The following is a 22165-nucleotide window of genomic DNA, read 5'->3' as shown; positions in this document are numbered from 1 at the left end:
GCGGCCTGTCGGCGTCCGGATCCTGCGACCGCGATGTTCGGCGGCGATGCGCGACCCCGTCGCGGGGACCGCACCCTGAGAGCGGGCGCCCGTCGGGCCGGCGAGCGCGAGGGCTGCGCGACGCCGCCTCTCGCGACGGTCGGCCCACTGTCGTCATACCCGCGGAACCCAGGGGGGATAAACCCCGCCAAACATCAACAGACCAGTACAGAGATGTAAATCGCGGCGGCTGCTCTCGGGACGATCAGAAGTAGTCGCCGAAGAGATCGGTGGTGGGCCACGTGGTGATCCCGTTGGCGACCGTGTGCAGCGGGGCGCTGAAGTCGTTGTAGCCGTAGGTCAGCCCCGAGGGATCGTCGCGCTGGTCGAACAGCAGGGCCCAGGTGACCCCGTCGTGGCGGCGGGTCACGATCGTGCTGGTGCCGGGGAGGCTGCCGTCGTGCCAGGTGTTGCGGCCGCCGGTGACGTCGCGCACGTTCCAGCCGAAGCCGTAGTAGTAGCCGCCGGAGTTGAGGCCGGTCTCCGGCTTGGCGAACATGGTGGCGACCGACGAGGCGGTCAGCACGCTCGTGGCGGCGTCGAAGATCTTGGTGAACCGGACGTAGTCGACGGCGGAGGCCAGCCAGGCGCCCATCGCCGTGCGGTTCTCGGCGTTGAACGAGCCGTACGGCGCGGGCACCGTCGTTCCGGCCGCGTCGAACACGGACCTGCCCGTGTACTGCGAGAAGTAGGGGACCTCTCCCGGTGCGCGTCCGCTCGCCGGCGACTTGGCGGGCAGCGTCCGGGTGATGCCCAGCGGGGCGAAGACGTTGCGCTGCACGTAGTCGGCGTAGGTCGTCCCGGAGACCTTGGCGACGATCTCTCCGAGGAGCAGGTAGCCGTAGTTGCTGTAGGCGTAGGTGCTGCCCGGGTCGTGCTCCAGCCTCAGCCCGGCCCCGTGGGTCACCATGTGCGCCCGGGTGATCGGCAGCGGGACGCCCAGCTGCTCGGCGATCTGCCGGTCGCGGTAGGTCGGGTCGCCGGAGACGTCACGGTCCCAGCCCCCCAGGTGCTGGAGCAGGCGGCGCACGGTCACCTGCGGCAGCCGCGGGTCCGCGGTCGTGCCGGGCGGCGGCGTCAGCGTGAGCAGGTCGGTCACCGGCCGGGACAGGCCGAGCCGGCCGTCCTGGACCAGGCGCATGATCGCGGTCGCGGTGACGGCCTTGCTGAGGCTGCCGATCCGGAAGAGCGAGGTCGGCTGGACGCTGAGGGAGGTGTCGTCGCTCCAGGTGTAGCCGCGCGCGAGGATGAGCCTGCCGTTCCGCATCACCGCGAGCGAGCCGCACGGGATGCCGCGGTCCTGCATGAGCTTCTTGACCGCGGTGTCGAAGCCTCCCAGCCCCGCCCCGGCCTTACCGGACACCTTCCAGGTGCGGGCGGCGGCCCCGGCCCGGACCGCGGTCGCCGTCCCCCCGGCGCACCCCGCCACCAGCCCCGGCGCCGCCGCGCCCATCCCGGCCAGCCCCATCAGCCTGCCGAAGTCCCGCCGGCTCAGCCGCCCGTACGCCATCCCGCCCCCATGATCATCTATGTCGGATCATGGCAATGTAGCGCGGTCTCGAACCGTTCGCGGTGCTTCCGGCGGATCGCGCGGATCGCGCCCCCCGGTGACGGGCCGGAGCCCGCATGCAATCCGGAGACCCGGCTGAGCTGGCCCGGTGAGCTTTAGTTAACCCAGCGCTTACGATCGCGACCCGCCGGTGTGACGTTGCGTGATCGAAACTGGGCCTGGCCGAAACGGATTACATGCAATCTCCCGCCGGTGTCCCCCCGGTGTCCGGTTCGGCGGCCGACGGCCCTGGTCAGGGTCGCGTCCACGACATGCAATCGAGGAGAACCATGGCACCGGAGCCTCCGGCGAGCCTGCTCGCCGCCCAGGCCTATGCGCGGCTGCGCGCGGACATCCTGAACAACCGGCTGATGCCGGGCACCCCGCTGAGCGTGCCCGCGCTCGCCACCCGGCTGGACATGAGCAGGAGCCCGGTCCGCGAGGCCGTGCAACGGCTGATCCATGACGGGCTCGCCACCCAGGTCGCGCACCGCGGCGCGGCCGTGGCCCGGATCGACCCGGCGGAACTGGACGACCTCTACGTCGTCAAGGAGCCCCTGGAGGGCCTGGCCACCCGGCTGGCCACGCCGCGGCTGACGCTCGACGGGGAGCGGAGGCTGCGGCGGATGGTCGAGGAGCACGAGCGGCTGCTGGAGTCCGGAGCCCCGGAGAGCGCGCACGTCCAGATGGACCTGGACCTGCACCGCTACATCCGCGAGGTCGCCGGGAACGCGGCCCTCATCGCCACCCTGGAGCAGTTCGAGGGCAAGACGAACCTGGCGTTCCCCACCCTGTGGAGCGATCCAGAGGCGAGCCGGCTGGCCGTGGAGGAGCACCGCGCGATCATCGAGGCGATGATCGCCGGTGATCCCGGCGGCGCCGAGCGGGCGGCCCGCAACCACGTGGAACGGATCAGGCTGCGCTGGGCCCGCCGCATGGTCACCACGCTCGAGAGCGCGGCGGGCGCGTGACGCCGGCCGGCGCGCTGGACGCGGTCCTCGACCACGTCGCCACCGAGGAGACCGATCTCGACGCCCGGGTCGCCTTCCACGTCGGCGTCCTGGGGTTCCGGGTGCTGCGGTGGGGAGTGCACGTCGAGACCGGGGGCCGGATCGCGATGCTCGGCCGCGGCGGCGGCGCCAAGGTCGAGCTCATCGAGGTCGGCGCCCCCCTCGGCGACCTGGCCCACATCGGCTACCGGGTGCCCGACCTGCGTGCCGCCCACGCCCGGCTGCTGGACGCCGGATGCACCGAGGACCGGGCGCCGTTCCGGATCGACGCCGCCATGGCGGACACGTCGTTCGTGTGCGACCCCTCCGGCGGGCGGCTCCAGCTCATCACCTACGCGCCCGGTTCCCCCGACCTGTAAGGAACGTTGATGACCCATCTGCAGGAGTTCGTCGATCTGCTCGGCGCGGACCGGGTGCTTCCCGCCGGCCCCAAGGTGACCGGCTATCTGCGTGACTTCTCCTGGTACAGCCCGATCCTGGAGAACGCGCTCGCCGACACCACCGTCGACGCCGTGATGCGGCCCCGTTCACTGGACGACCTCACCGCCGTGGTGGCGCTGGCCGCCGAACGGCGGATCCCCCTGACGATCCGGGGCGCGGGCACCGGCAACTACGGCCAGTCGCTCCCGCTGCGGCAGGGGATCGTGGTCGACATCAAGGACATCGCGGGTGTCCTTGAGATCGGTGCGGGCCGGATCGCCGTCCTGCCCGGCACCCTCATGCAGGACGCCGAGGCCGCGGCGCAGGAGACCGGGCAGGAGATGGCGGTGATGCCCAGCACCTACCGGGTGGCCACCGCGTCGGGGTTCATCTGCGGCGGGTCCGGCGGCCTCGGCGGCGCGGCCAACGGCGACCTGTGGGACGGCAACATCCTCGCCGTCGAGATGCTCACCGTGGAGGAGAAGCCCCGGCTGATCCGGCTGGAGGGCGGCGACGTGCGGCCGGTGCTGCACACCTACGGCACGATCGGGGTGGTCACCCGCGTCGAGATGCGGCTGGTCCCGGCCCGCGACCACCGGGCGATGTACGCGGTCTTCGCCGACTTCCAGGACGCCGCCGGGTTCGCCTACGACCTGACCGCGTCGGACGTGCGGCTGCGGCTCTGCTCGCTGCACCAGGCGCCGATCGGGTCGATGCTCAAGCCGCTCGCCGGGGCCTACGACCCGGCCGACCACGTGCTCCTGCTCTGGGCGGACGCCGCGCACGTGGCGAAGGTCGGCGCCATGGCGCGCCGGTACGGCGGGCGGCTGGAACCGGACTGGCCGGCCAAGACCCACATCACCCAGTTCCCGTTCAGCCACACCATCCTGTGGAGCCGCAAGGCCGATCCCGGGTCGTCCTGGCTCCAGTGCGAGTACTCCGACGACAGGGAGCGCTTCCTCGGCCAGACCGCGAGCGTCAGCGAACGTTATCCCGGGGTGTTCCTCCAGCACATCGAGTTCATCGAGTCGGCGGGGCGGATCCGGCCCCTGGGCATTCCGCCGCTCGTCGGCCTTCCCGACCACGAGGCGGCGCTGGAGGAGCTCATGGCCTACTGCGCCGGCCTCGGTATCACGCTGCTCAACCCGCACAGCTACATCGTCGAGGAGGGCGGATTCGTCGGCGACACCGCGCAGGTCGCGACGCTCAAGCAGACCTCGGACCCGTACCACATCCTCAACCCCGGCAAGCTCGGCGAAGGCTTCTTCACCTCACGCGGCCCGACCCCGCCGAGCCTCAGAACCCGCACGAGGAGCAAGGAGAAGCGAGCATGACCAGGCCAGTCAGCGTCGAGAACCCTGTCCCCCTGATCGACATCGGCGGTTTCCTCGCCGGAACCGACCTGCGCACCGCGCCCGAACAGGTCGGCGAGGCGGCGACCACGAGCGGCTTCTTCCAGATCGTCGGGCACGGCATCCCCAGGGCGCTGTTCGACGCCTGCTACGCCGCCGGCGAGGAACTGGGCCGGCTGCCCGAGGAGGCCAAGCGCACGCTGACCTCTCCCTCGGGCCACCCGTACCGCGGGCTCCGGTCCAACTACGACAAGAGCGGGTGGATGTGCTCGGAGGGCTTCACGGTCTCCCGGTTCGACGGGCCGGACGACGCCCGGGCGCACGGTGTCTCCGAGGAGTACGCCGGGTTCTTCGTCGATAACGTCTGGCCGGACGTGCCGGGGTTCCGGCCGGCGGTCGAGGCCCTGGCGGCCCGGACCCGGGAACTCGGCGGGCGGCTCATGCAGATCTTCGCGCTCGCGCTGGACCTGCCGATCGACCACTTCGACGCCTGCACCGCCGTCGACTCGACCACCTCGACCATCCGCCTCTACCCGGCGCGGCACGCGCCTCTGGACGAGGACCCGACCGTCATCTTCGACGAGCACTTCGACGGCGGGCTGCTCACGATGCTGCACCAGCGCGGCACCTACGAGGGCCTCCAGATCAGGAACCTGGACGGCGAGTGGTTCTCCGTGCCCGTCCACCCCGAGGCGTTCGTCATCAACATGGGTGAGCTCATGACCCGCTGGACCAACGGGAACTGGCCGGCCACCCGGCACCGGGTCATCGCCTCCAGCGATCCCGACGGGTACCGGATCACCCTGCCGACGTTCTACAACGCGGCGCCCGAGACCGTCGTCAGCCCGCTGCCCTCCCAGGGCGGGCTGGACCGGCCGCTGTACGAGCCGGTGACGGTGGCCGAATGGGAGGGCCGCCACATCACCAGCACCCACCGGGAACGCGAGCACACCATCTCCGGCGAGGCCAACGAGGCGTACGTGGCCCGGCTCGCCGGCGCCGACAAGTAGAAGGCGGACGCATGTCTCCACGTCGACTCCGCGCGGCACTCGCCGGCGCGACCCTCCTCCTGGCCACCGCGTGCGGCTCGTCCGGCACCGGCGAGAGCACCGGCTCCGGGCCCGTCAAGGGCACCGCCCTGATCGGGGCGGACCGCTGCGCGCAGAACAAGAAGGCCGGCCCCATCGTCTACCTGACCTCCTACGACCTGGGCGGCGGCATGAGCGTGCTCAACGCGGTCGTCGCCGACGCCCTCGGCTACTTCGAGGACCTGTGCCTGGACGTGACGGTCAGGCCGAAGGCGGAGAACAACGCCCAGCTCGTCAGCGCGGGCACCGCGAAGATCGCGGGACTGGGCAGCGCCGGCGACGCGCTGACCGCCACCGCCAACGGCGCGGCCGTCGTCGGCATCGCGACGTACGGCAACGTCGGTCAGATCGAGCTGATGACCGTCGACGACGGGAAGATCAAGACGCTGAAGGACCTGGAGGGCAAGACGCTCGGCTACAAGGTCGCGATGCCGGGCCAGCTCACCTCCATGCTGAGGAACGCCGGGGTGGACGTCGCCAAGGTCAAGAAGGTCTCCGTCGGCTTCGACCCGACCATCCTCCCGCAGGGCAAGGTCGACGCCCTCCAGGGCTACAAGGACAACGAGCCCGGCCTGCTGCGGAGCAGGGGCTACAAGATCAAGGAGTGGAGCCCCACCGACTTCGGCGTCAAGGGCACCTTCGGCACCCAGATCGCCAACCGGGCCTGGGCCGGGAAGAACCCGACCGCGGTCGAGGACTTCCTGCGCGCCACCCTCAAGGCGTTCTCCTGGCTGAACGAGAGCAAGGCCAACCTCGACCAGGGCATCGCCTGGTCCCAGCAGCGCTCGCAGGCCGGATACGACGTCGAGAACGAGACCAGGCGGTGGCGGACCGGCAGCGAGATCGTCCTCGGCGACCTGATCGACGGGCACGGCGTCGCCCACCAGACCCCCGCCCAGTGGCAGCCGGAGGCCGACGCGCTGCTGGCCAACGGGACGATCAAGAAGCCGGTCGACGTGGCCGAGGCCCAGGACAACCGGTACATCGAGGCCATCCACCAGGGCTCCGAACTCGTCTGGCCCGCCCCCGGCGGCACCGCCCCGGCGGCGACCGCCCCGGCGGGCACCGCCACCCCGGCCGCCTCGCCCGCGAAGTGACGTCATGGGACACGACACGATCACGCTGTCCCGGGTGGGCAAGACGTTCCGCCGGTCCCGGCGGCCCGTGCGGGCCCTGTCGGACATCGACCTGGTCATCGAGGACGGCACCTTCGTGACGCTGTTCGGCCCGTCCGGCTGCGGGAAGTCGACGCTGCTCCGGATCATGGCGGGCCTGCAGGACCACGACGAGGGGGAGGTGTCGCTGTTCGGCCAGACGCCGCGCGCGGCCGTCCGGCAGAAGAACATCGCCTGGATCCCGCAGTCGTCCGCGCTGCTGCCGTGGCTGAGCGTACGGTCCAACGCCGCCCTGTCCACGGTCGTCAACCGCGCCGCCGACCGCCGGCCGGCCGGCGGCCGGACGTCCCGCGACGTCGGGACCGTCCTGGCCGAGCTGGGCCTGGACGACTTCGGCGGCGCGCGGCCCGACCAGCTGTCGGGCGGCATGCGGCAGCGCGCGGCCCTCGCCCGCGGGTTCGTGCACGGGGCGCCGCTGATGCTGATGGACGAGCCGTTCTCCGCCCTCGACGAGTTCACCCGGGAGTCGCTGCGCCACCGGCTGCTGGACGTCTGGGAACGGCACCGCAAGACCGTCGTGCTCGTCACCCACTCGGCGGCGGAGGCGGTGCTGATGTCGGACGTGATCGTCGTGATGACGCCGCGCCCCGGCCGGGTGCGGGCCGTCGTGGAGGTCGATCTGCCCAGGCCACGGCCCCGCGGGATCGAGGACACCCCCGAGTTCCTCGGCGCCGTCCGGCGGGTCAAGGCCGAACTGCGCGCCGGATGGGACGGAGACTGACATGGCGGTCCGGACGTTCGACGGTGTCCAGGCGGCGGCGGTCGAGAACCCCGCGCCCCGGCGGCGGGCGGCCGCGAGGACCGTCCCGCGGATCCTGGCGCCGGTCGTGCTGTTCGCCCTGCTCGGGATCGGCTGGCAGTGGGTCGCCGCCAAGCAGCCGAGCGTGCTGCCGCCGCTCGGCGGGGTGCTCGGCGACCTCGCCGCCCAGCCCGGGTTCTATCTCTCCAACCTGCGGGAGACGCTGGCGTCCGCGCTGATCGGCGGGACCGCCGGGATCGGCGTCGCGCTGCTGCTCGCCGTGATCGTCGTGCACGCGCCGTGGCTGGGCTCGGCGGTGATGCCGGCCGCCGTCCTGATCCACGCGACGCCCATCCTGGCGATCGCGCCCGCGCTCATCGTCGCGTTCGGGTTCGGGCGCACCCCGCACGTGATCGTGGTCGCGCTCATCACGTTCTTCCCGATGCTGATCAACGCCATCACCGGGTTGCGGGCCGTCGATCCCCAGGCGCTGGAGGTGTTCCGGTCCATGGCCGCGTCCCGGCGGGACGTCTTCTTCCGGCTGCGGGTGCCCAGCAGCCTGGGCTACCTGTTCTCCTCCGGCAAGACCTGCGTGACGCTCGCGGTGATCGGCGCGATCGTCTCCGAGTTCACCGGCACCGACAAGGGGATCGGCGCGGTGATCGTCCAGTCCACCACGTACCTGAACCTGGTCCAGATGTGGGGCGCCATCTTCGTCGCGGCCCTGTGCTCGCTGACCTTGCTGGGCCTGGTCGGCCTCGCGGAACGGCTCGTCGTCCGCTGGTGAACCGGGGGACCCGCCCCGGAGGCCGGTTCCCGGGCGGAACCGGCCTTCGGCCGTGCGGACCGCGCTAGGGCGGTGCCGTCTCCGCGAGCCGGCCGGCGAGGAAGGCGCGTTCGGCGTCGTTGCCGGCCAGCGCGAGCGCGCGCTCGTACGCGGTGGCGGCCTCCGCGTTCCGGCCCTGCCGGCGCAGCAGGTCCGCCTTGATCGCCGGCAGGTAGTGGTGGCGGGCCAGCCGCCCGTCCCCTTCGAGGGCCTCGACCTCGGCGAGCGCCGCCGCGGGGCCGCGCACCATGGCGACCGCCACCGCCCGGTTGAGCGCGACCACCGGGGACGGCCACGCCTCCAGCAACGCGTCGTAGAGCACCAGGATCTGCTCCCAGTCGGTGCCGGCGTACGTCGGCGCGGTCGCGTGCAGCGACGCGATGGCGGCCTGGAGGGCGAACCGCCCGGGCGCGCCGCCGGGGAGCGCGGTGAGGACGAGTTCGTGCGCCTCGGTGATGGCCTCCCTGTCCCAGGCCGAACGGTCCTGCTCCTCCAGCGGCAGCAGGCGCCCGTCCGCGGCGGTCCGGGTGGCGCGGCGGGCGTGGTTGGCCAGGAGGAGCGCGAGGAGGCCGCGGACCTCGCGCTGCTCCGGCATCAGGCCGTGCAGCATGCGGGCCAGGTCGAGCGCCCGCCCGGCGATGTCGTCCTTGGTCAGCGCGGGCCCGGCCGGTGCGGTGTGACCGGTGGTGAAGAGCAGGTGGATCACGGTGAGGACGCCGTCCAGCCGTTCCGGCAGCTCCTCCGGGCCGGGCATCCGGAACGGGACCCGCGCCGCCGCGATCTTCTTCTTCGCCCGGGTGATCCGGGCCGCCATGGTGGTCTCGGAGACCAGGAACGCCCGCGCGATGTCCGGCACCGTCAGCCCGCACACCAGCCGCAGCGTGAGCGCGACCCGCGCCTCGATCGCCAGCGCGGGGTGGCAGCACAGGAAGGCCAGCCGCAGCCGGTCGCCGGGGACGGCCCGGCCGTCCTCGCCGACCGGGCCGCCCGGGACCTCCGCGCCGGACTCCTCCGGTTCCACCAGGAGGTGCAGCTTCGACCGCAGCGTCCTGGCCCTGCGCAGGGCGTCCAGCGCGTTGTGCCGGGCGGCCGTGGTCAGCCAGGCGCCCGGCCTGGACGGCACCCCGCCGCGCGTCCAGGCGTCGAGCGCCGCGACGTAGGCGTCCTGGACGCACTCCTCGGCGAGGTCGAGATCGCGGGTGACGCGCACCGTCGCGGCGAGCACCGTGGCCCACTCGCGGCGGTGCGCGTCGGCGACCGCACGCTGGACGGGTGTCACACCGCGAGGAGCGGCCGCACCTCGACGGCGCCGTCCATGATCGGGAGCAGCCTGCCGATGGCGACCGCCTGGTCCAGGTCCGCGGCCTCCACCACGAAGAACCCGGCGATCACCTCCCTGCTCTCGATGAACGGGCCGTCGGTGACCAGGCCGCCCTTGCGGATCGTCCGCGTGGCCGAGGAGGGTTCCAGGGCCTGCTCGTGGACGACCCGCGCGCCCATCGCGGCGATCTTCTCCCCGGCGCTCAGGTTGGCCTCCATCACCTCCGGCGGGATGTCGTCCACCCCGCCCGGGGTCTCCTTCTCATAGATCAGAATTGCGTACCGCGGCATCGCCCGTTCCGTCCGCTCGTCCCGCTCGCTCACCAGTTCCCGGTCTCCGGGCCCATCGCACCGTATGTCACCGTGCCCTCCCGGACATAGGTGCAGTCCAGGACGCCATTGTCGGACGTCTCGGTCGCGACCAGCCGGAGACCCGCCGGGACGGTGCCCCCCGCGAAGAGCCGCTTGCCGGAGCCGATGAGCACCGGGAAGAGCAGCAGGCGGAACTCGTCGACGAGATCCGCCGACAGCAGGGTCTGGATCAGCCCGCCACTGCCGTGGACCTGGATCTCGCCGCCCTCGCCCCGCTTGAGCTCGGCGACCGCCTCGGCGACGTCGCCGGTGAGCAGCGTCGAGTTCCGCCATGACACGCTGTCGAGCGTCCGCGACGCGACGTACTTCCGCATGTTGTTGATCTTGGATCCGATCGGGTCGTCGGCCTCGGCCAGCGGCCAGGTGGAGGCGAAGCCCTCGTAGGTCCTGCGCCCCAGCAGGAGCGCGCCGGCCCTCTCGGTCAGCGTGCCGATCCTCCCGATGAGCGCCGGGTCGAAGTGCGGCACGGCCCATCCGCCGTGCTCGAACCCGCCGTCGGGGTCCTCGTCGGCGCCGCCCGGCGCCTGCATGACGCCGTCCAGAGAGAGGAACGTCATCACCAGCAGCCTGCGCATGTCGTCTCCTTCGTTCGTGCTCGTGCTCGTGGCAGGACGCCGTGGTGACGCCCTCACCCTCTACGGCGAACGAGGAGCCCGGGAATCGACAGCACGCGCGGATCCGTTCCGGTATGGCCGAAAAAGGAAAACCGGCATTCTTCAATGATCTTCCGAAGGGTGATTCGGAAAGTCTGCACTATGGGCATAAAGGGCAATTCGTGACATTTTGACCAGGTCCGTTCAAGGAACCTGGTCTGCCGCGCGGTACCCCCGCGCCTCCTCTCCGTGCTCCCGCGCCGGCCCAGGGCCGACCGTGAGGAGAGCGCATGAAGTGGCGCCGCAAGGTGCTGGCCTCCATGACCCTTCTGGTGCTGACCGTGTCCGGGCTGGCCGCCCTCCAGGCCCCGGCCGCCGCCGCTCCGCTGGACCTGGCCAACTTCCAGTTCCGTCCCGCCTCCAACGCCGCCGAACTGCGCGAACGCGTCAGCCTCCTCGACCAGACCCTGGTCAGGGTGGGTGTGGGCGACATCATGAACGACCTGAACCGGAAGGACACCGAGAAGCCGATCGGGTTCGGCGAGGCCTGCGAGCCCGCCGCCCTGCAGTCCACCAACAAGCCCCTCATCACCCGGAGCCTGTGCTTCAACGACGGCGACAACGTCACGCCCACCTGGTATCCGCAGGGGGTGACCACGGTCGCGGACGCGCAGGCCGACCAGGTCTGGGGCACCTCCAGCCGGCCCGTCATCGTCACCTGGTACGACCACAACGACGACGACGGGGTGGACAGCGACGGGGACGGCTACGACACCGACGAGCAGATCCGCGGCGTGCGCGTCACGTTCATGAACCCCGACACCGGCGCGTACCGGCACGTCCTGCTCGTGTACCCGTTCATCAACGACTCGGGCAACGTCAGCTACATGAGCGTGCGGACGACGCAGAGCGGCGAATACAAGTCCCTGCACGCCGGTGGGATCGTCTGGTACGGCAACTACCTCTACGTCGCCGACACCGCGCGCGGGTTCCGGGTGTTCGACATGCGCCACATCTACGACCTCGGCGCGTCCGAGAACGGCACCACCGACAAGGAGGGGCTCATCGGCCGCCAGGACGGCATCTACTACGGGCACGGCTACCGTTACGTGATGCCGGAGGTCAACGCCTGGACCCGGACGGCCGACACCGGCACCAAGTGCACCGAGCAGGACGGCTCACCGCAGTTCTCCTACGTCGGCCTGGACCGCAGCGGGGTCGACCACATCACCGCCGGCGAGTACTGCGCGGGTGAGGAGGCCGTCAACGGGAGGGTGGCCGCCTGGCCCATCGCGGGTGCCGTCGACGCCAACGGTGAGCAGCGGATCGCCGCGGACTACCGGTGGAACGCCGACGCCGCCTACCGCCTGCCCGATTCCAACATCCAGGGGGCGGTGCGGTTCGACGGCCGGTGGTACCTGAGCCGCAGCCGCGGGGAGTCCACGGCCGGAACCCTGTACAAGACCGACCTGGTCACCGCTCCCACCGGTGACCTCCGGATCGGTGTCGAGCGGCCCCTGAGCATCGGCCCCGAGGACCTGTCGCACTGGCCCGGCGGGACCGAGACCGCCCCGTCGCTGAGCACCCTGTGGACCGTCGCCGAGCATCCCGGCAAGCGCATGGTGTACGGCGTGTACGCGCCGCCCGGCTGATCCGGGCGGCCGAACCACCGGAAACGAGAATCCCCAGATCGGGACCATGGTCCTGATCTGGGGACGGGTGGTGGGCGATACTGGGATTGAACCAGTGGCCTCTACCGTGTCAAGGTAGCGCTCTCCCACTGAGCTAATCGCCCGGGATGGTGAGGTGGAGACGGGATTTGAACCCGTGTACACGGCTTTGCAGGCCGTTGCCTCGCCTCTCGGCCACTCCACCGAGCGAGGCCCTCGGCTCCGCCTGGTGTCAAGGCCCCCTCAGAGCGGACGACGGGATTCGAACCCGCGACCCTCACCTTGGCAAGGTGATGCTCTACCAACTGAGCCACGTCCGCGTGCTCTCCGGGTTTCCCCCGGCGCGCAGGATTAACTTTAGCGGAATCTCGGAGTGCTTGCGTACTCGTTCGGGGGCGGCGCCTGGCTCCCGTCCTCCTCGCCGCCGGAGCGGGAGAGCGCGGCCTCGGCGTGGAGGGAGTTCCAGAAGGCCAGCTCGTCGTCCTCCTGGAGGTGGGCGATGCGGCCCCAGAACTCGCGGTCCTCGGCCTCGTGGGCGGCGGCGAGGGAGAGGGCGGGCATGACGGTGGTGCCGGCGTCGGCGGCGTCGAGGTCGGCCGGGGCGACGTCGGCCGGCAGCCGGACGGGCTCGGGGTCGCGGTGGTGCTTGCCGCGCTTGCGGACGCGGACGGGGGAGGCCGAGGGGGCCTTGGCCGCCGCGGCGCGGCCCGCGGCGAGGGCGACGGTGCCGCACAGCACGAACCCGAGGACCCCGGTGAGGAGGACCTCCTGGGACGGCAGCTCGCCGGCCGGGGTCGCCTCACCGGCCCGCGCCCCGGGGGACGAGCCGGTGAGGGTCTCGACCTTGGGGGCCGGAGCGGCGTGCTTGGGGACGTACTTCTCCTGCTTGACCTCGACCTTGACCTTGCCGGGGTAGCCGAAGCCCACGACCGTGTCGATGTCGCGGGTCTTGCGCATGAGCTTGTAACCCTCGGCGTTGGCCTCGATCGTGTGGAGGGTCTTGCCGTCGACCTTCTCCACGAGACCGACGTGATCGATCTGGTCGATGTCGTCCGAGCCGTTCCAGTCGAAGAAGACCATGGCCCCCGGGACCGGCTCCTTGCCCCAGGCGTCCTGCTTCCTGAACCACTCGGCGTGGTCGACGGTCGCGGCGAACTGCCCGGCCTGGTCCTGGACGCCGGCCTGCTCGGCGGCCCAGGCCAGGAACATGTCGCACCAGGGGGCCGTCTTGAAGTACGGGTTCTGGTCGGCGTCCATGGTGTCGGTCCACCAGTCGCCGAACTTGGTGTACCCGTCGCCCTTCTCGGTGTAGCCGAGATTGTCCTTGGCGATTTCGAGCAGCTTCTTGCCGATGGGGTCCATGACGCTCCTTGCCGCCTCCCTGGTACGGGCTAGCGGCGCCCGACCCGGTCGGCCCGTGTCCTGGTCCAAGGTCACGTTCCGATCTCGACGGAATGTAGCCGAGGTAAAGGGGAGCGGCAAGTCGTCGCGGGTGAATGGTCAGAAGTAGCCACGAGGGAGCACGGCCACCGGACAGGGCACCGCCCGCAGCAGCTTGAGCGCCACCTCGCCGAGGAAGACCCGGTGGGCGGCGGCGTCCTCGCTGCTCGCGCAGATGAGGAGTTCTCCTTCCGGCCAGCCGGCGCGGGCCGCGGCGCCGGCGACGTCGTCCCCTTCGGCCAGCTCGGTCTCCGCCTCCACGCCCGCGGTCTCGGCGGCCAGGCGGGCCGCGAGGGCCAGGTCGTCGCGGAGGGCGTCGCGCGGGGCGTCGCCGATCGCGAGGGTGAGCAGCCGCAGCGGGACCCCGTACCGCGCCGCGGCCTCGGCGGCGCGGGCGACCGCCTCGTCGCACTGGGGCCGGCGCACGTAGGCCACGGTGATCCGGGCCAGCCCGTCGCCCGGCGTGTGGCCCGCCGGGGCGATCATGACGGCCTCGGGGGCGGAGTGCAGCAGGTTGTCGGCCGTGGAGCCGATGGCGATCCGGCCCCGCGCCCCGCCCTCGGGAGAGGCGACGACGATCACGTCCGCGCCGATCCGGCTGGCCAGGACCGACAGGCCGCGCCCGACGCCCCGGCTCTCCTGGAGCGCGGTCTCGGCCTCGGGGAACGCGGCGGCGGCCTGGTCGAGCAGGGCGCGGGCCTCGCCGGCCGCGGCCGGGCGCCCGGGCGGGTGGACGGTGGCGGCGGTGAGCCGCCCCCCGGTCAGCCCGACGATGCCGCGGGCCAGCTCCAGCGCCTCCCGGCCCGCGTTCCCGCCCGCGTATCCGGCCAGCACGTGTTCGCCGAACATGTACCGGTTCCTTCCCCGGCCGCGCGCCGGGTCACGTCCCCTTTAGGGCTTTATGGGCCATCTGGGGCCTTGCGGTACATTCTGACCTCCTGAGTCGTTTGATCTGGGGGGATCAGGACAGTGAGCACAGCGGCAGCGGACCTCGCCGCCGGGCGGTGGAGCATCGACCCGGCGCACTCGGAGGTCACCTTCACCATCCGGCATCTCATGACCACGGTCCGCGGCTCGTTCCCGGACTTGGAGGGCGAGATCCGGATCGCCGCCGACCCGCTGGAGTCCTCCGCCCGCGCGCGGATCGCGATGGCCTCGATCGACACCCGCAACGCCGAGCGGGACGCCCACGTCCGGTCCGCCGAGATCCTGGACGTGGGCCGCTACCCGTCGATGACCTTCGACGGAACGGCTGTGGAACGTGCCACAATCGGCCGCCGGGCCCGCCGCCCGCGCTACCACCTCGACGGGGAGCTCACGATCCGGGACGTCACCCGCCCGGTCCGGCTGCTGGTCGAGTTCCACGGGGTCGGCTCCGACCCCTGGGGCGGGACCCGCGCCGGGTTCACCGCCACCGGCACGCTGAGCCGCAGCGACTTCGGCATCGAGTTCAACGTCCCCCTCCAGGGCGACAAGGTCATGCTCGGCGACACGATCGCCCTCCAGCTGGAGATCCAGGCCGTCCTGGACGCGCCCGCCGGCCCGCCCGGCGGAGCCTGAGCCGGACGCGCGGCGGGCGGCCCTCACCTGCCGCGGGTGAGCGCCAGCAGCTCGCGGGCGGGGCCGCCGGGACGCGGGCCGGACGGCCAGACCGCGCGCAGCGGGCGGCCCAGATCCAGGTCGCGCACGTGGACGGCCACCAGCCGGCCGCCGGCCAGCTCGTCGGCCGCCGCGAGCTCGCTCACCACCACCGGGCCCGCCCCCGACGCCGCCGCGGCCTTGAGCGCGGTGGTCGAGCCGAGCTGGAGCAGGGGAGGGGCGGTCCCGCCGAACGAGGCCAGTGCCCGGTCCAGCACCTCGCGCGTTCCCGACCCCTCCTCGCGCAGGATCAGGGGCGTTCCGGCCAGTTCCTCCGGCGCCAGCCCCGTGCGGCGCCGGGCCCAGGGATGCGCGGGGGCCACGACCACGACCAGGCGGTCGCGGGCCACGACCGTGCCGCTGAGACCGGCGGGCGTCCGGACGCCTTCGACGAACCCCAGATCGGCCTCACCGGTACGGACCTGCCCGGCCACCGCCGCGGAGTTGGCGGTGCGCAGCGTCACCGCCGTGCCGGGGCGGGCCCGGTGGAAGGCCACCAGCCAGCCGGGCATCAGGTACTCGGCCACCGTGAAGCTCGCCGCGACCCGCAGCCGCGCGTCCCGCCGTCCCCTCAGGGCGGCGACGCCCGCGTCCAGCGCCCGTGCGGCGTCGAGGACCTGCTGGGCCCATTCGGCCACCAGCGCCCCGGCCTCGGTCGGACGGGACCCGCGCGGTGAGCGTTCGAGGAGGGCCACGCCGATCTGCCGTTCCATCGAACGGATCCGCGCGCTGGCGGCGGGCTGGGTGACCCCGGTCTCGGCCGCTGCCCGGCCGACGCTGCCCAGCCGCACGACGGCCAGCAGGAGTTCCAGGGCGCCCAGATCGGGCACGCGATGGGTGAACGCCGACCGCTCGTCGTCTGAGATGCCCATAATGTAAGTTTATGTCCCCATAAGGGCGGGCCCCCTAGTGAGAAGGGCCCGCGCGGCCGACTCTTGGGCCATGCACGCGACGACCGCCGCCACGCGGCCCCCGCCTCCGGAGGCGGCCGGACGGACCGGCGGAACGAGAACGCCCCGCTCGCTCCGTGCCTTCGGACCGCAGTGGTACGCCTCCGTCATGGGCACCGCCATCGTGGCCAACGGCGCCGCCGCCCTCCCCGTGCGCCTGCCCGGCCTGCGCACGTTCGGGTTCGCGGTCTGGGCGCTGTCGTTCGTCCTGCTGGGCTGTGTCATCGCGGCACGCGTGACGCACTTCGCCCGCCATCGCGGTGAGGCGAGGAGGCAGCTCCTGGACGACCCCTCCACCGCGTTCTTCTACGGCTGCCCGCCGATGGCCCTGCTCGCCGTCGGACATGGAACGCTCCTCTACGGCCCGGGGCCGCTCGGCACGCGGGCCGCCGTGACGATCGACGCGGTGCTCTGGTCCGCGGGCGCGGCGTACGCGATGGCGGTGGCCTGCGGCATCCCGTTCCTCATGATCACGCGCTGGCGGCTGGAGGGCGGGGCGCTGCCCGGCTGGCTCCTGCCCGTCGTGGCCCCGATGGTCGCCGCCGCGCTGGGGCCGCCGCTCGTCCCGCACCTCCCGGCCGGCCAGGCCCAGACCACGCTGCTGTACGCCTGCCTGGCGATGTTCGGCGTCAGCCTGCTGGGCACGCTGCTCCTGCTCCCGGGCATCTGGACCCGCCTCACCCGCGACGGGCTCGGCGCCGCCTTCCTCACGCCCACGCTGTTCCTGGTCCTCGGCCCGCTGGGCCAGTCCACGACGGCCGTGAAGCAGTTCGCCGACGCCGCCGCGACCGCCGCGCCCGACTATGCCGGGGCCATGCGGGCCTTCGTGATCCTGTACGGCGTCCCGGTGCTGGGTTTCGCCCTCATGTGGCTGATCATGGCCGGGGCGGCGAACGTGCGCGCGCTGCGGCGGGGCATGCCGTTCGCGATGACGTGGTGGGCGTGGACGTTCCCCGTGGGCACCTGCGTCACCGGCGCCGCCGGGCTGGCCCGGCACACCGGCCTCCACGCCTTCACCGCCGTCGCCCTGGCGCTGTACGTCCTCCTGACCGCGGCGTGGGCGGTGGTCGCCGCCCGCACCGTTCACGGCGCGTACGCCGGCAGGCTCCTTTCCTGACAGGTCCCCTTACCGAAACCGTGATATCGCCGTTGTGCGGGCCCGGAGCTGGTTACGATGCCTGGCGTCACCGTGGAGCGCCGGCGGCAGGCCGGTCGGGAGGCGCCGGAGGCGGCGATGTCGCTGACCATTGCGGACCGGAGGCCGGGCCGGTTGCCGGACGAGCCGACGAGCTTCGTCGGCCGCCGCGGCGAGCTGGCCGTGCTGGCGCGGCTGGTCGGCGGGTGCGGCCTGGTGACCCTCACCGGGCCGGGCGGCATGGGCAAGTCGCGGCTGGCGGTCCGCGCCGCGGCCCGGCTCGGCCCGTCCTTCGAGCACGGCGTGCGCTACGTCGACCTGTCCGGCCCGCGCCACCCCAGCCTGCTCGCGCAGACGGTGGGCGAGGCGTTCGGCCTGCCCGACCAGGCCCCGGCCGCGGCCCTGGACGCGCTGGTGCGCCACGTGGCCCGGCACCGGACGCTGCTGGTCCTCGACCACTGCGACGACCTGACCGACGGCTGCGCGATGCTGGTGGAGATCCTGCTGCGCGAGGCGCCCGGGCTGCGCGTCCTGGCCACCGGCCGGCGGCCGCTCGGCATCCCCGGCGAGCGCGTCCTGCCGGTGCCGCCGCTGGCCGTTCCGGCCGCCGTTTCGACCGCGGTGCCGAGCACCGTGCCGCCCACCGTCCCGGACGGGGGCGCCCACGCCGGGCCGTGCGACGCGGTGAGGCTGTTCGCCGAGCGGGCGGCGGGCGCGGCCCCGGGATGGACGCTCACCGAGGGGGACGCCGCCGCGGTGGCGCGGCTCTGCGATCGGCTGGAGGGCGTCCCGCTCGCGATCGAGCTGGCCGCCGCGCAGCTGCGGACGCTCCCGGCCGGCCGGCTCGCGGCCGGGCTGGACGAGCGGATCCCGCGGCCGTGCGCGTCCGTTCCCGGCCCGGTCCGGGAACGGACGCTGCGCGCGGTGATCGACTGGAGCCACGGGCTGTGCCCGCCGGGGCGGCGGCTGCTGTGGGCCCGGCTGTCGGTGCTGGCGGGCGACTTCGACCTGGAGGACGCCGAGCGCGTCTGCGCCGACGCCGCGCTGCCCGTCGGCAGGATCGCCGGGTTGCTGGAGGAGCTGGCCGCCGGGTCCGTCGTGACGCGCCTGGACGGAGACGGCGGAGAGGAGGCCGGAGCCCTCCGCTACCGGATGCCCGGCACCGTCCGCGAGTACGGGGCCGAGCGGCTGGAGCTGCTGGGCCAGACCGGTGTCCTGCGGGACCGCGCCTTCGCGCGGTTCGGCGCGGCGATCGGGCGTGCCACGGCCGAGCTGGGCACCGCCGCGCAGCCGCGCTGGCTGGAGTGGTTCGGCCGGGAGCGGGCCAACGTGCATGCCGCGCTGGAGCACGGGCTGCGCGCCGCAGCCGATGAGGACGTCCTCCGGGCGGTCCTGGGCTACGGCCGGATCCTTGCGCTGCGGGGCCTGATCGGTGAGGCGCGGTACTGGGGCGCGCGGGCGTTCGCGGACCGCTGCCCGATGACGCCGCGCCTCCGCGAGTCGGCCGAGATGCCGGCCCTGTTCGGGCTGCTGGCCGTTCTCCAGGAGGACCCCGAGCCCGCGCGGGAGCTGATGGACCGGGCCGCGGCGCGGGCCCGCGCGGCGTGCGACGACGTGCGCGGGCTGGCCTACGTCCGCCAGGCACAGGGCGTCGCGGCGTTCGGCGCCGGCCGCGCCGAGGAGGCGGCGGGGCTGCTGCGCGAGGCCAGGGACCTGCACAGGCTGGCGGGCAACGACGATGTGCTGGTCCCGGTGGGCGGGGTCTTCCTCGCGGCCGCCAGCGCGCTGGCCGGTGACCCCGGCGCCGCCGTCCGGTACGCGACCGAGGTGGTCCGGGAGACCGAGGCGGCCGGCGAGCTGTGGTGCCGGTCGTACGGCCTGTGCGTGCTCGGGCTCGCCACCGTCCTGGGCGGCCGGCCCGCACCGGGGATGGCCGAGGCGCGGGCCGGCCTGCGGATCAAGCGGGATCTCGGCGACCGGCCGGGCATCGGGCTGGCGCTGGACGTGATCGGCGTGGCCCGTACCGCGCTGGGCGAGGCCGAGCCGGCGGCCCGGCTGTTCGGCGCGGCGGACGCCTCGCTCGGCTTCACCGGTGCCACGCTGCTCGGCGCCGAGCACCGGCGGCTGCGCGCGACCTACCGGTCGAGGGCCGAACGGCTCGCCGGCGCGGAGGCGTTCCGGGCGGCCTACCGCCGCGGGGCCGGCCTGCCGTTCGAGGCCGCCGTCAGCGAGGCGCTGGGCGGGTAGGCTCTGTTTCCAAGTCCCGGCCCACGGCGCTCGCCTGGCGGCTCGCGCCTGACCGGGCCTGTGCGAGCGCGGCATCGCTTCGCGATCTGCCAGGTGAGGCTCGCCTCCGGCATCGCCCCACCTGGCAGCCAACGCGCTCGCGCTGTGGCTGAGGCCACTTCGAGACACGCCCTAGGCGCCGGGCGGGGAGGCGCCGGGCGGGCAGGTGTCCGGGGTCATTCGCCCACCCTGCCGTCGATCAGCTCGCGGGCCGCGTCGAGGTGGCCGAGGTGGCGGGCGTACTCCTGGAGCAGGTGGAAGAGGATCCAGACGAGCGACGGGCGCCGGTCCGGAGCGGGGTGGTGCGGGCCCGGACGGGCGAGCTCGTCCAGCGCGGCCTCCGCGACGATCCGCCGGGACCGCTCGCACGTCTCCAGGAACTCGGCCCTCAGCTCCTCGAAGGTCTCCTCCTCGGGCACGTGCCAGGGTTCGCTCCGGTCGCGCGGCCCAGGTCCGCGATCGCCCCAGGGTCGTTCCAACGCCTCGCCGAGGAAGCCCCACCGAAACCAGCGGATCTCCACGTAGGTCAGGTGCCGCAGCAGTTCCAGCGGCGTCCATCCGGAGGGCAACGGCGTGCTGCGCAGCTGCTCACCGGTCAGCCCGTCGAGCTTGCGCAGCAGAGCGTCGCGGTAGTGGTCGAGGTAGCCGGTCAGCAGTTCCCGGGGATCGGTCAGGGTCTCCGGGGGCTCGTCCGGTCCCTCCACATGCGTCACCATGCGAGGAGGCTACTCCCGGACCGTTCAGAAGGCGGTGTGGGCCAGCCAGTGGTCGAGCACACCGCGCTCGCCCTCCACCTCGACCCGCGCGCCGGCGGGCGCGGAACGGCGCGAGAAGACCAGCAGCAGGTCGGCGACCGGGCCGCGGACGACCACGTCCCCGCCGGTGGCGGCCCGTTCCCAGGCGACGCCCCGGGGAGTACGGGTGATGAGCCAGCCGTCCCCCTCGTCCCGGCCTTCCGTTCCGGCCGGCTGGAACCGCAGCGTCTCCCCGTCGCCGCGCAGCTCGGCCAGGGCGGGCCGGCGTTCGGCGGCGTCGGGCAGGGACAGCAGTTCCAGGCCCTCGGTGAGGGTGTCGGCGGCGAGATCGCCGGCGATGGAGTACGGGCGGCCGGCCGCCAGCGAGGCGTCGGCGTTGTGCACCGCGGTGTCGGCCATGAGCCGGCGGAGCCAGAAGAGCGCGGAACGCGGCCCCAGGAAGGTCCACACCTCGGTGCCGGCCTCGCGCAGGCACGCCTCGGCGAGGGCGTCCGCTCCGGCGCGCAGCCACTCGCCCCAGTCCGCGGGGTCGGTCTTCTCGGCGGGCTGGAGGGGCTCGGGACCTTGCAGGCGGCCGGCGACCTGCCGTCCGGCCCAGCGGTGCGCCCCGCCGACGTGCTCCACGAGATCCCGTACCGTCCATTCCGGGCAGGTCGGCACCGTGGCGCCGGGGTCGGCGCCGTCCACCGCCGCGGCGAACGCGCCGGTCTGCTCGCGCAGGCCGGCGGCGAGCCGCCGCGCGGGCAGCGGGGTGCCGGACGGGACGGGGCGTGCGCTCATGCGTTCCTCCTGGTGTCGTGGCCTCGGGGCATGCCCGTACCGTAGGAACTCCAGCCGGGTGGAGGTTCAAGTACCTGTGAGCGACGTCACGATCGGAATCGGGGAGCTGGCCCGGCGGGCCGGCCTGCCGGTGCGGACCGTCCGGTTCTACTGCGATGAGGGCCTGCTCGCCGCCCGCCGCAGCGCGGGCGGGCACCGGCGGTTCGATCCGGACGCGGTCGAGCGGCTCCGGCTGGTGCGGCGCCTGCGCGGGCTGGGCCTGGGCCTGCCCTCGATCGCGGGCGTGCTGAACGGCGAACGCGCGCTCGACGAGGCCGTCGCCGCCGAGCGCGCCGCGCTGGACGTGGAGGTGGCGGCGCTCGCCTGGCGCCGCGCGTCGCTGCGCGCGGTCGAGGAGGCCGGGCCGGCCGAGCGGGCCGCCCGCCTGGACCTGCTGGCGGCGGCCGGGGACGGCCGGTCCGCCCACGCGGCGATCACGGGGTTCTGGCGGGACACGATGATGGCGCCCCTGTCCCCGCGGATGCTGGCGGAGTTCCTGGACGGGGTGGTGCCCGATCCGCCCGCCGATCCGACCCCGGCCCAGGTCGTCGCGTACGCCGGGATGGTCGCGATCACCGCCGACCGGGGGCTGGTCCGGCGGCTGCGCGCCCGCGGCGCGGTCAACGCCGGGCTGATCGCCGACGAGGGCACCCTGCTGAGGGGGATCGACGAGGCGTGCCGGCTGGCCGCGCCGGAGGCCCTCTCCGGACGCGCTCCGCGCCCGGGACCGGCCCTCGACCGGCTGGTCGCGGCGCATGCGGAGGTACGGGGCGCGCGCGACACCCCGGAGTTCAGGCGTCATCTGCGTACCGTGCTCGTCGATGAGGCCGAGCCCCGGATGGGCCGCTACTGGCACCTCGCGGGGGAGGTGGCAGGCCGGAGGTCGATCCTGGGTGCGGGCCACCGCTGGCTCGTGGAGGCGCTGGCGGTCCCGGCGTAGGGGGGCGCCCCGAGCGCCGGAACGGGCGGGCGGGGCGGTGGGGCGGGGC

The 22165-nt window shown here is 73.3% G+C and carries 21 protein-coding genes and 3 tRNA genes; 12 read left to right on the top strand and 12 right to left on the bottom strand.

Going from position 1 to position 22165, the window contains the following annotated elements; all coding sequences use genetic code 11:
- Nucleotides 1–244: 244 nt before the first annotated feature.
- Nucleotides 245–1549 (bottom strand): serine hydrolase domain-containing protein, encoded by a 1305-nt coding sequence (locus tag IW256_RS23215; protein ID WP_197012984.1) that lies wholly within the window; start codon nucleotides 1547–1549, stop codon nucleotides 245–247.
- Between the two features lie 329 nt (nucleotides 1550–1878).
- Between IW256_RS23215 and IW256_RS23210 the strand changes: the two genes are divergently transcribed.
- Genes IW256_RS23210 through IW256_RS23180 form a run of 7 tightly spaced genes read left to right on the top strand, consistent with a single transcriptional unit; the run spans nucleotide 1879 to nucleotide 8159 of the window.
- Nucleotides 1879–2559, top strand: a complete 681-nt coding sequence (locus IW256_RS23210; RefSeq protein ID WP_197012983.1) for a GntR family transcriptional regulator — start codon at nucleotides 1879–1881, stop codon at nucleotides 2557–2559.
- Complete coding sequence (locus IW256_RS23205) at nucleotides 2556–2957, top strand: VOC family protein (protein WP_197012982.1); 402 nt, start codon at nucleotides 2556–2558, stop codon at nucleotides 2955–2957. Before IW256_RS23210 ends, IW256_RS23205 begins: the two co-directional genes overlap by 4 nt.
- Nucleotides 2958–2966: 9 nt before the next feature.
- Complete coding sequence (locus tag IW256_RS23200) at nucleotides 2967–4352, top strand: FAD-binding oxidoreductase (protein ID WP_197012981.1); 1386 nt, start codon at nucleotides 2967–2969, stop codon at nucleotides 4350–4352.
- The gene (locus IW256_RS23195; RefSeq protein ID WP_197012980.1) at nucleotides 4349–5380 is read left to right on the top strand and encodes an isopenicillin N synthase family dioxygenase; all 1032 of its coding nucleotides are present in this window, start codon (nucleotides 4349–4351) and stop codon (nucleotides 5378–5380) included. The genes IW256_RS23200 and IW256_RS23195 overlap by 4 nt, the downstream gene beginning before the upstream one ends.
- An 11-nt stretch (nucleotides 5381–5391) precedes the next feature.
- Complete coding sequence (locus IW256_RS23190; RefSeq protein ID WP_197012979.1) at nucleotides 5392–6555, top strand: ABC transporter substrate-binding protein; 1164 nt, start codon at nucleotides 5392–5394, stop codon at nucleotides 6553–6555.
- A gap of 4 nt (nucleotides 6556–6559) precedes the next feature.
- Nucleotides 6560–7354: an ABC transporter ATP-binding protein gene (locus IW256_RS23185; protein WP_197012978.1), complete on the top strand. Its 795-nt coding sequence runs from the start codon at nucleotides 6560–6562 to the stop codon at nucleotides 7352–7354.
- 1 nt (nucleotide 7355) lies between these two features.
- Nucleotides 7356–8159 carry an ABC transporter permease gene (locus IW256_RS23180; RefSeq protein ID WP_197012977.1) on the top strand — a complete coding sequence of 268 codons (804 nt, stop codon included), beginning with the start codon at nucleotides 7356–7358 and terminating at the stop codon, nucleotides 8157–8159.
- Between the two features lie 64 nt (nucleotides 8160–8223).
- Here IW256_RS23180 and IW256_RS23175 read toward each other — a convergent pair whose 3' ends face one another.
- Genes IW256_RS23175 through IW256_RS23165 form a run of 3 tightly spaced genes read right to left on the bottom strand, consistent with a single transcriptional unit; the run spans nucleotide 8224 to nucleotide 10465 of the window.
- Nucleotides 8224–9477 carry an RNA polymerase sigma factor gene (locus IW256_RS23175; RefSeq protein WP_197012976.1) on the bottom strand — a complete coding sequence of 418 codons (1254 nt, stop codon included), beginning with the start codon at nucleotides 9475–9477 and terminating at the stop codon, nucleotides 8224–8226.
- Complete coding sequence (locus IW256_RS23170; protein WP_197012975.1) at nucleotides 9474–9842, bottom strand: YciI family protein; 369 nt, start codon at nucleotides 9840–9842, stop codon at nucleotides 9474–9476. Before IW256_RS23170 ends, IW256_RS23175 begins: the two co-directional genes overlap by 4 nt.
- A complete protein-coding gene (locus tag IW256_RS23165; protein ID WP_197012974.1) occupies nucleotides 9839–10465 on the bottom strand; it encodes a dihydrofolate reductase family protein in 627 nt (208 codons plus the stop codon). The genes IW256_RS23170 and IW256_RS23165 overlap by 4 nt, the downstream gene beginning before the upstream one ends.
- Before the next feature lie 308 nt (nucleotides 10466–10773).
- On the opposite strand from IW256_RS23165, the gene IW256_RS23160 reads away from it, so the two are divergent.
- Nucleotides 10774–12135: a hypothetical protein gene (locus IW256_RS23160; RefSeq protein ID WP_197012973.1), complete on the top strand. Its 1362-nt coding sequence runs from the start codon at nucleotides 10774–10776 to the stop codon at nucleotides 12133–12135.
- Nucleotides 12136–12203: 68 nt separating this feature from the next.
- Here IW256_RS23160 and IW256_RS23155 read toward each other — a convergent pair.
- The 5 genes from IW256_RS23155 to IW256_RS23135 all read right to left on the bottom strand — a co-directional run bounded on the left by IW256_RS23155 (nucleotide 12204) and on the right by IW256_RS23135 (nucleotide 14442).
- Nucleotides 12204–12278, bottom strand: a tRNA-Val gene (locus IW256_RS23155).
- A gap of 9 nt (nucleotides 12279–12287) precedes the next feature.
- Nucleotides 12288–12358 (bottom strand) — tRNA-Cys (locus tag IW256_RS23150).
- Nucleotides 12359–12400: 42 nt separating this feature from the next.
- A tRNA-Gly gene (locus tag IW256_RS23145) sits at nucleotides 12401–12473 on the bottom strand.
- Between the two features lie 37 nt (nucleotides 12474–12510).
- Entirely contained in the window at nucleotides 12511–13515 is a 1005-nt protein-coding gene (locus IW256_RS23140) for a CHAP domain-containing protein (RefSeq protein WP_197012972.1), read from the bottom strand.
- A 138-nt stretch (nucleotides 13516–13653) separates the two neighbouring features.
- The gene (locus IW256_RS23135) at nucleotides 13654–14442 is read right to left on the bottom strand and encodes a universal stress protein (RefSeq protein ID WP_197012971.1); all 789 of its coding nucleotides are present in this window, start codon (nucleotides 14440–14442) and stop codon (nucleotides 13654–13656) included.
- A 120-nt stretch (nucleotides 14443–14562) separates the two neighbouring features.
- Here IW256_RS23135 and IW256_RS23130 point away from each other — a divergent pair, with 120 nt between their 5' ends.
- The gene (locus IW256_RS23130) at nucleotides 14563–15153 is read left to right on the top strand and encodes a YceI family protein (RefSeq protein WP_197012970.1); all 591 of its coding nucleotides are present in this window, start codon (nucleotides 14563–14565) and stop codon (nucleotides 15151–15153) included.
- A gap of 23 nt (nucleotides 15154–15176) precedes the next feature.
- On the opposite strand, the gene IW256_RS23125 is transcribed toward IW256_RS23130, so the two are convergent.
- Nucleotides 15177–16103 carry a LysR family transcriptional regulator gene (locus IW256_RS23125; protein ID WP_197012969.1) on the bottom strand — a complete coding sequence of 309 codons (927 nt, stop codon included), beginning with the start codon at nucleotides 16101–16103 and terminating at the stop codon, nucleotides 15177–15179.
- A gap of 70 nt (nucleotides 16104–16173) precedes the next feature.
- Here IW256_RS23125 and IW256_RS23120 point away from each other — a divergent pair, with 70 nt between their 5' ends.
- Together IW256_RS23120 and IW256_RS23115 are read left to right on the top strand one after the other, a co-directional pair.
- Entirely contained in the window at nucleotides 16174–17298 is a 1125-nt protein-coding gene (locus tag IW256_RS23120; protein ID WP_197012968.1) for a TDT family transporter, read from the top strand.
- 57 nt (nucleotides 17299–17355) lie between these two features.
- The gene (locus tag IW256_RS23115; protein WP_197012967.1) at nucleotides 17356–19563 is read left to right on the top strand and encodes an ATP-binding protein; all 2208 of its coding nucleotides are present in this window, start codon (nucleotides 17356–17358) and stop codon (nucleotides 19561–19563) included.
- A gap of 215 nt (nucleotides 19564–19778) precedes the next feature.
- Here IW256_RS23115 and IW256_RS23110 read toward each other — a convergent pair whose 3' ends face one another.
- Both IW256_RS23110 and IW256_RS23105 read right to left on the bottom strand, forming a co-directional pair.
- Nucleotides 19779–20318: a DinB family protein gene (locus IW256_RS23110; RefSeq protein ID WP_197012966.1), complete on the bottom strand. Its 540-nt coding sequence runs from the start codon at nucleotides 20316–20318 to the stop codon at nucleotides 19779–19781.
- A 24-nt stretch (nucleotides 20319–20342) separates the two neighbouring features.
- Nucleotides 20343–21137, bottom strand: a complete 795-nt coding sequence (locus tag IW256_RS23105) for a maleylpyruvate isomerase family mycothiol-dependent enzyme (protein ID WP_197012965.1) — start codon at nucleotides 21135–21137, stop codon at nucleotides 20343–20345.
- 76 nt (nucleotides 21138–21213) lie between these two features.
- Here IW256_RS23105 and IW256_RS23100 point away from each other — a divergent pair, with 76 nt between their 5' ends.
- Entirely contained in the window at nucleotides 21214–22116 is a 903-nt protein-coding gene (locus IW256_RS23100; protein WP_197012964.1) for a MerR family transcriptional regulator, read from the top strand.
- Nucleotides 22117–22165: the final 49 nt, after the last annotated feature.

This window comes from Actinomadura viridis (genome assembly GCF_015751755.1).
In the GTDB taxonomy this organism is placed as follows: Bacteria; Actinomycetota; Actinomycetes; order Streptosporangiales; family Streptosporangiaceae; genus Spirillospora; species Spirillospora viridis.
This window is presented reverse-complemented; position numbering and strand designations above follow the sequence as displayed.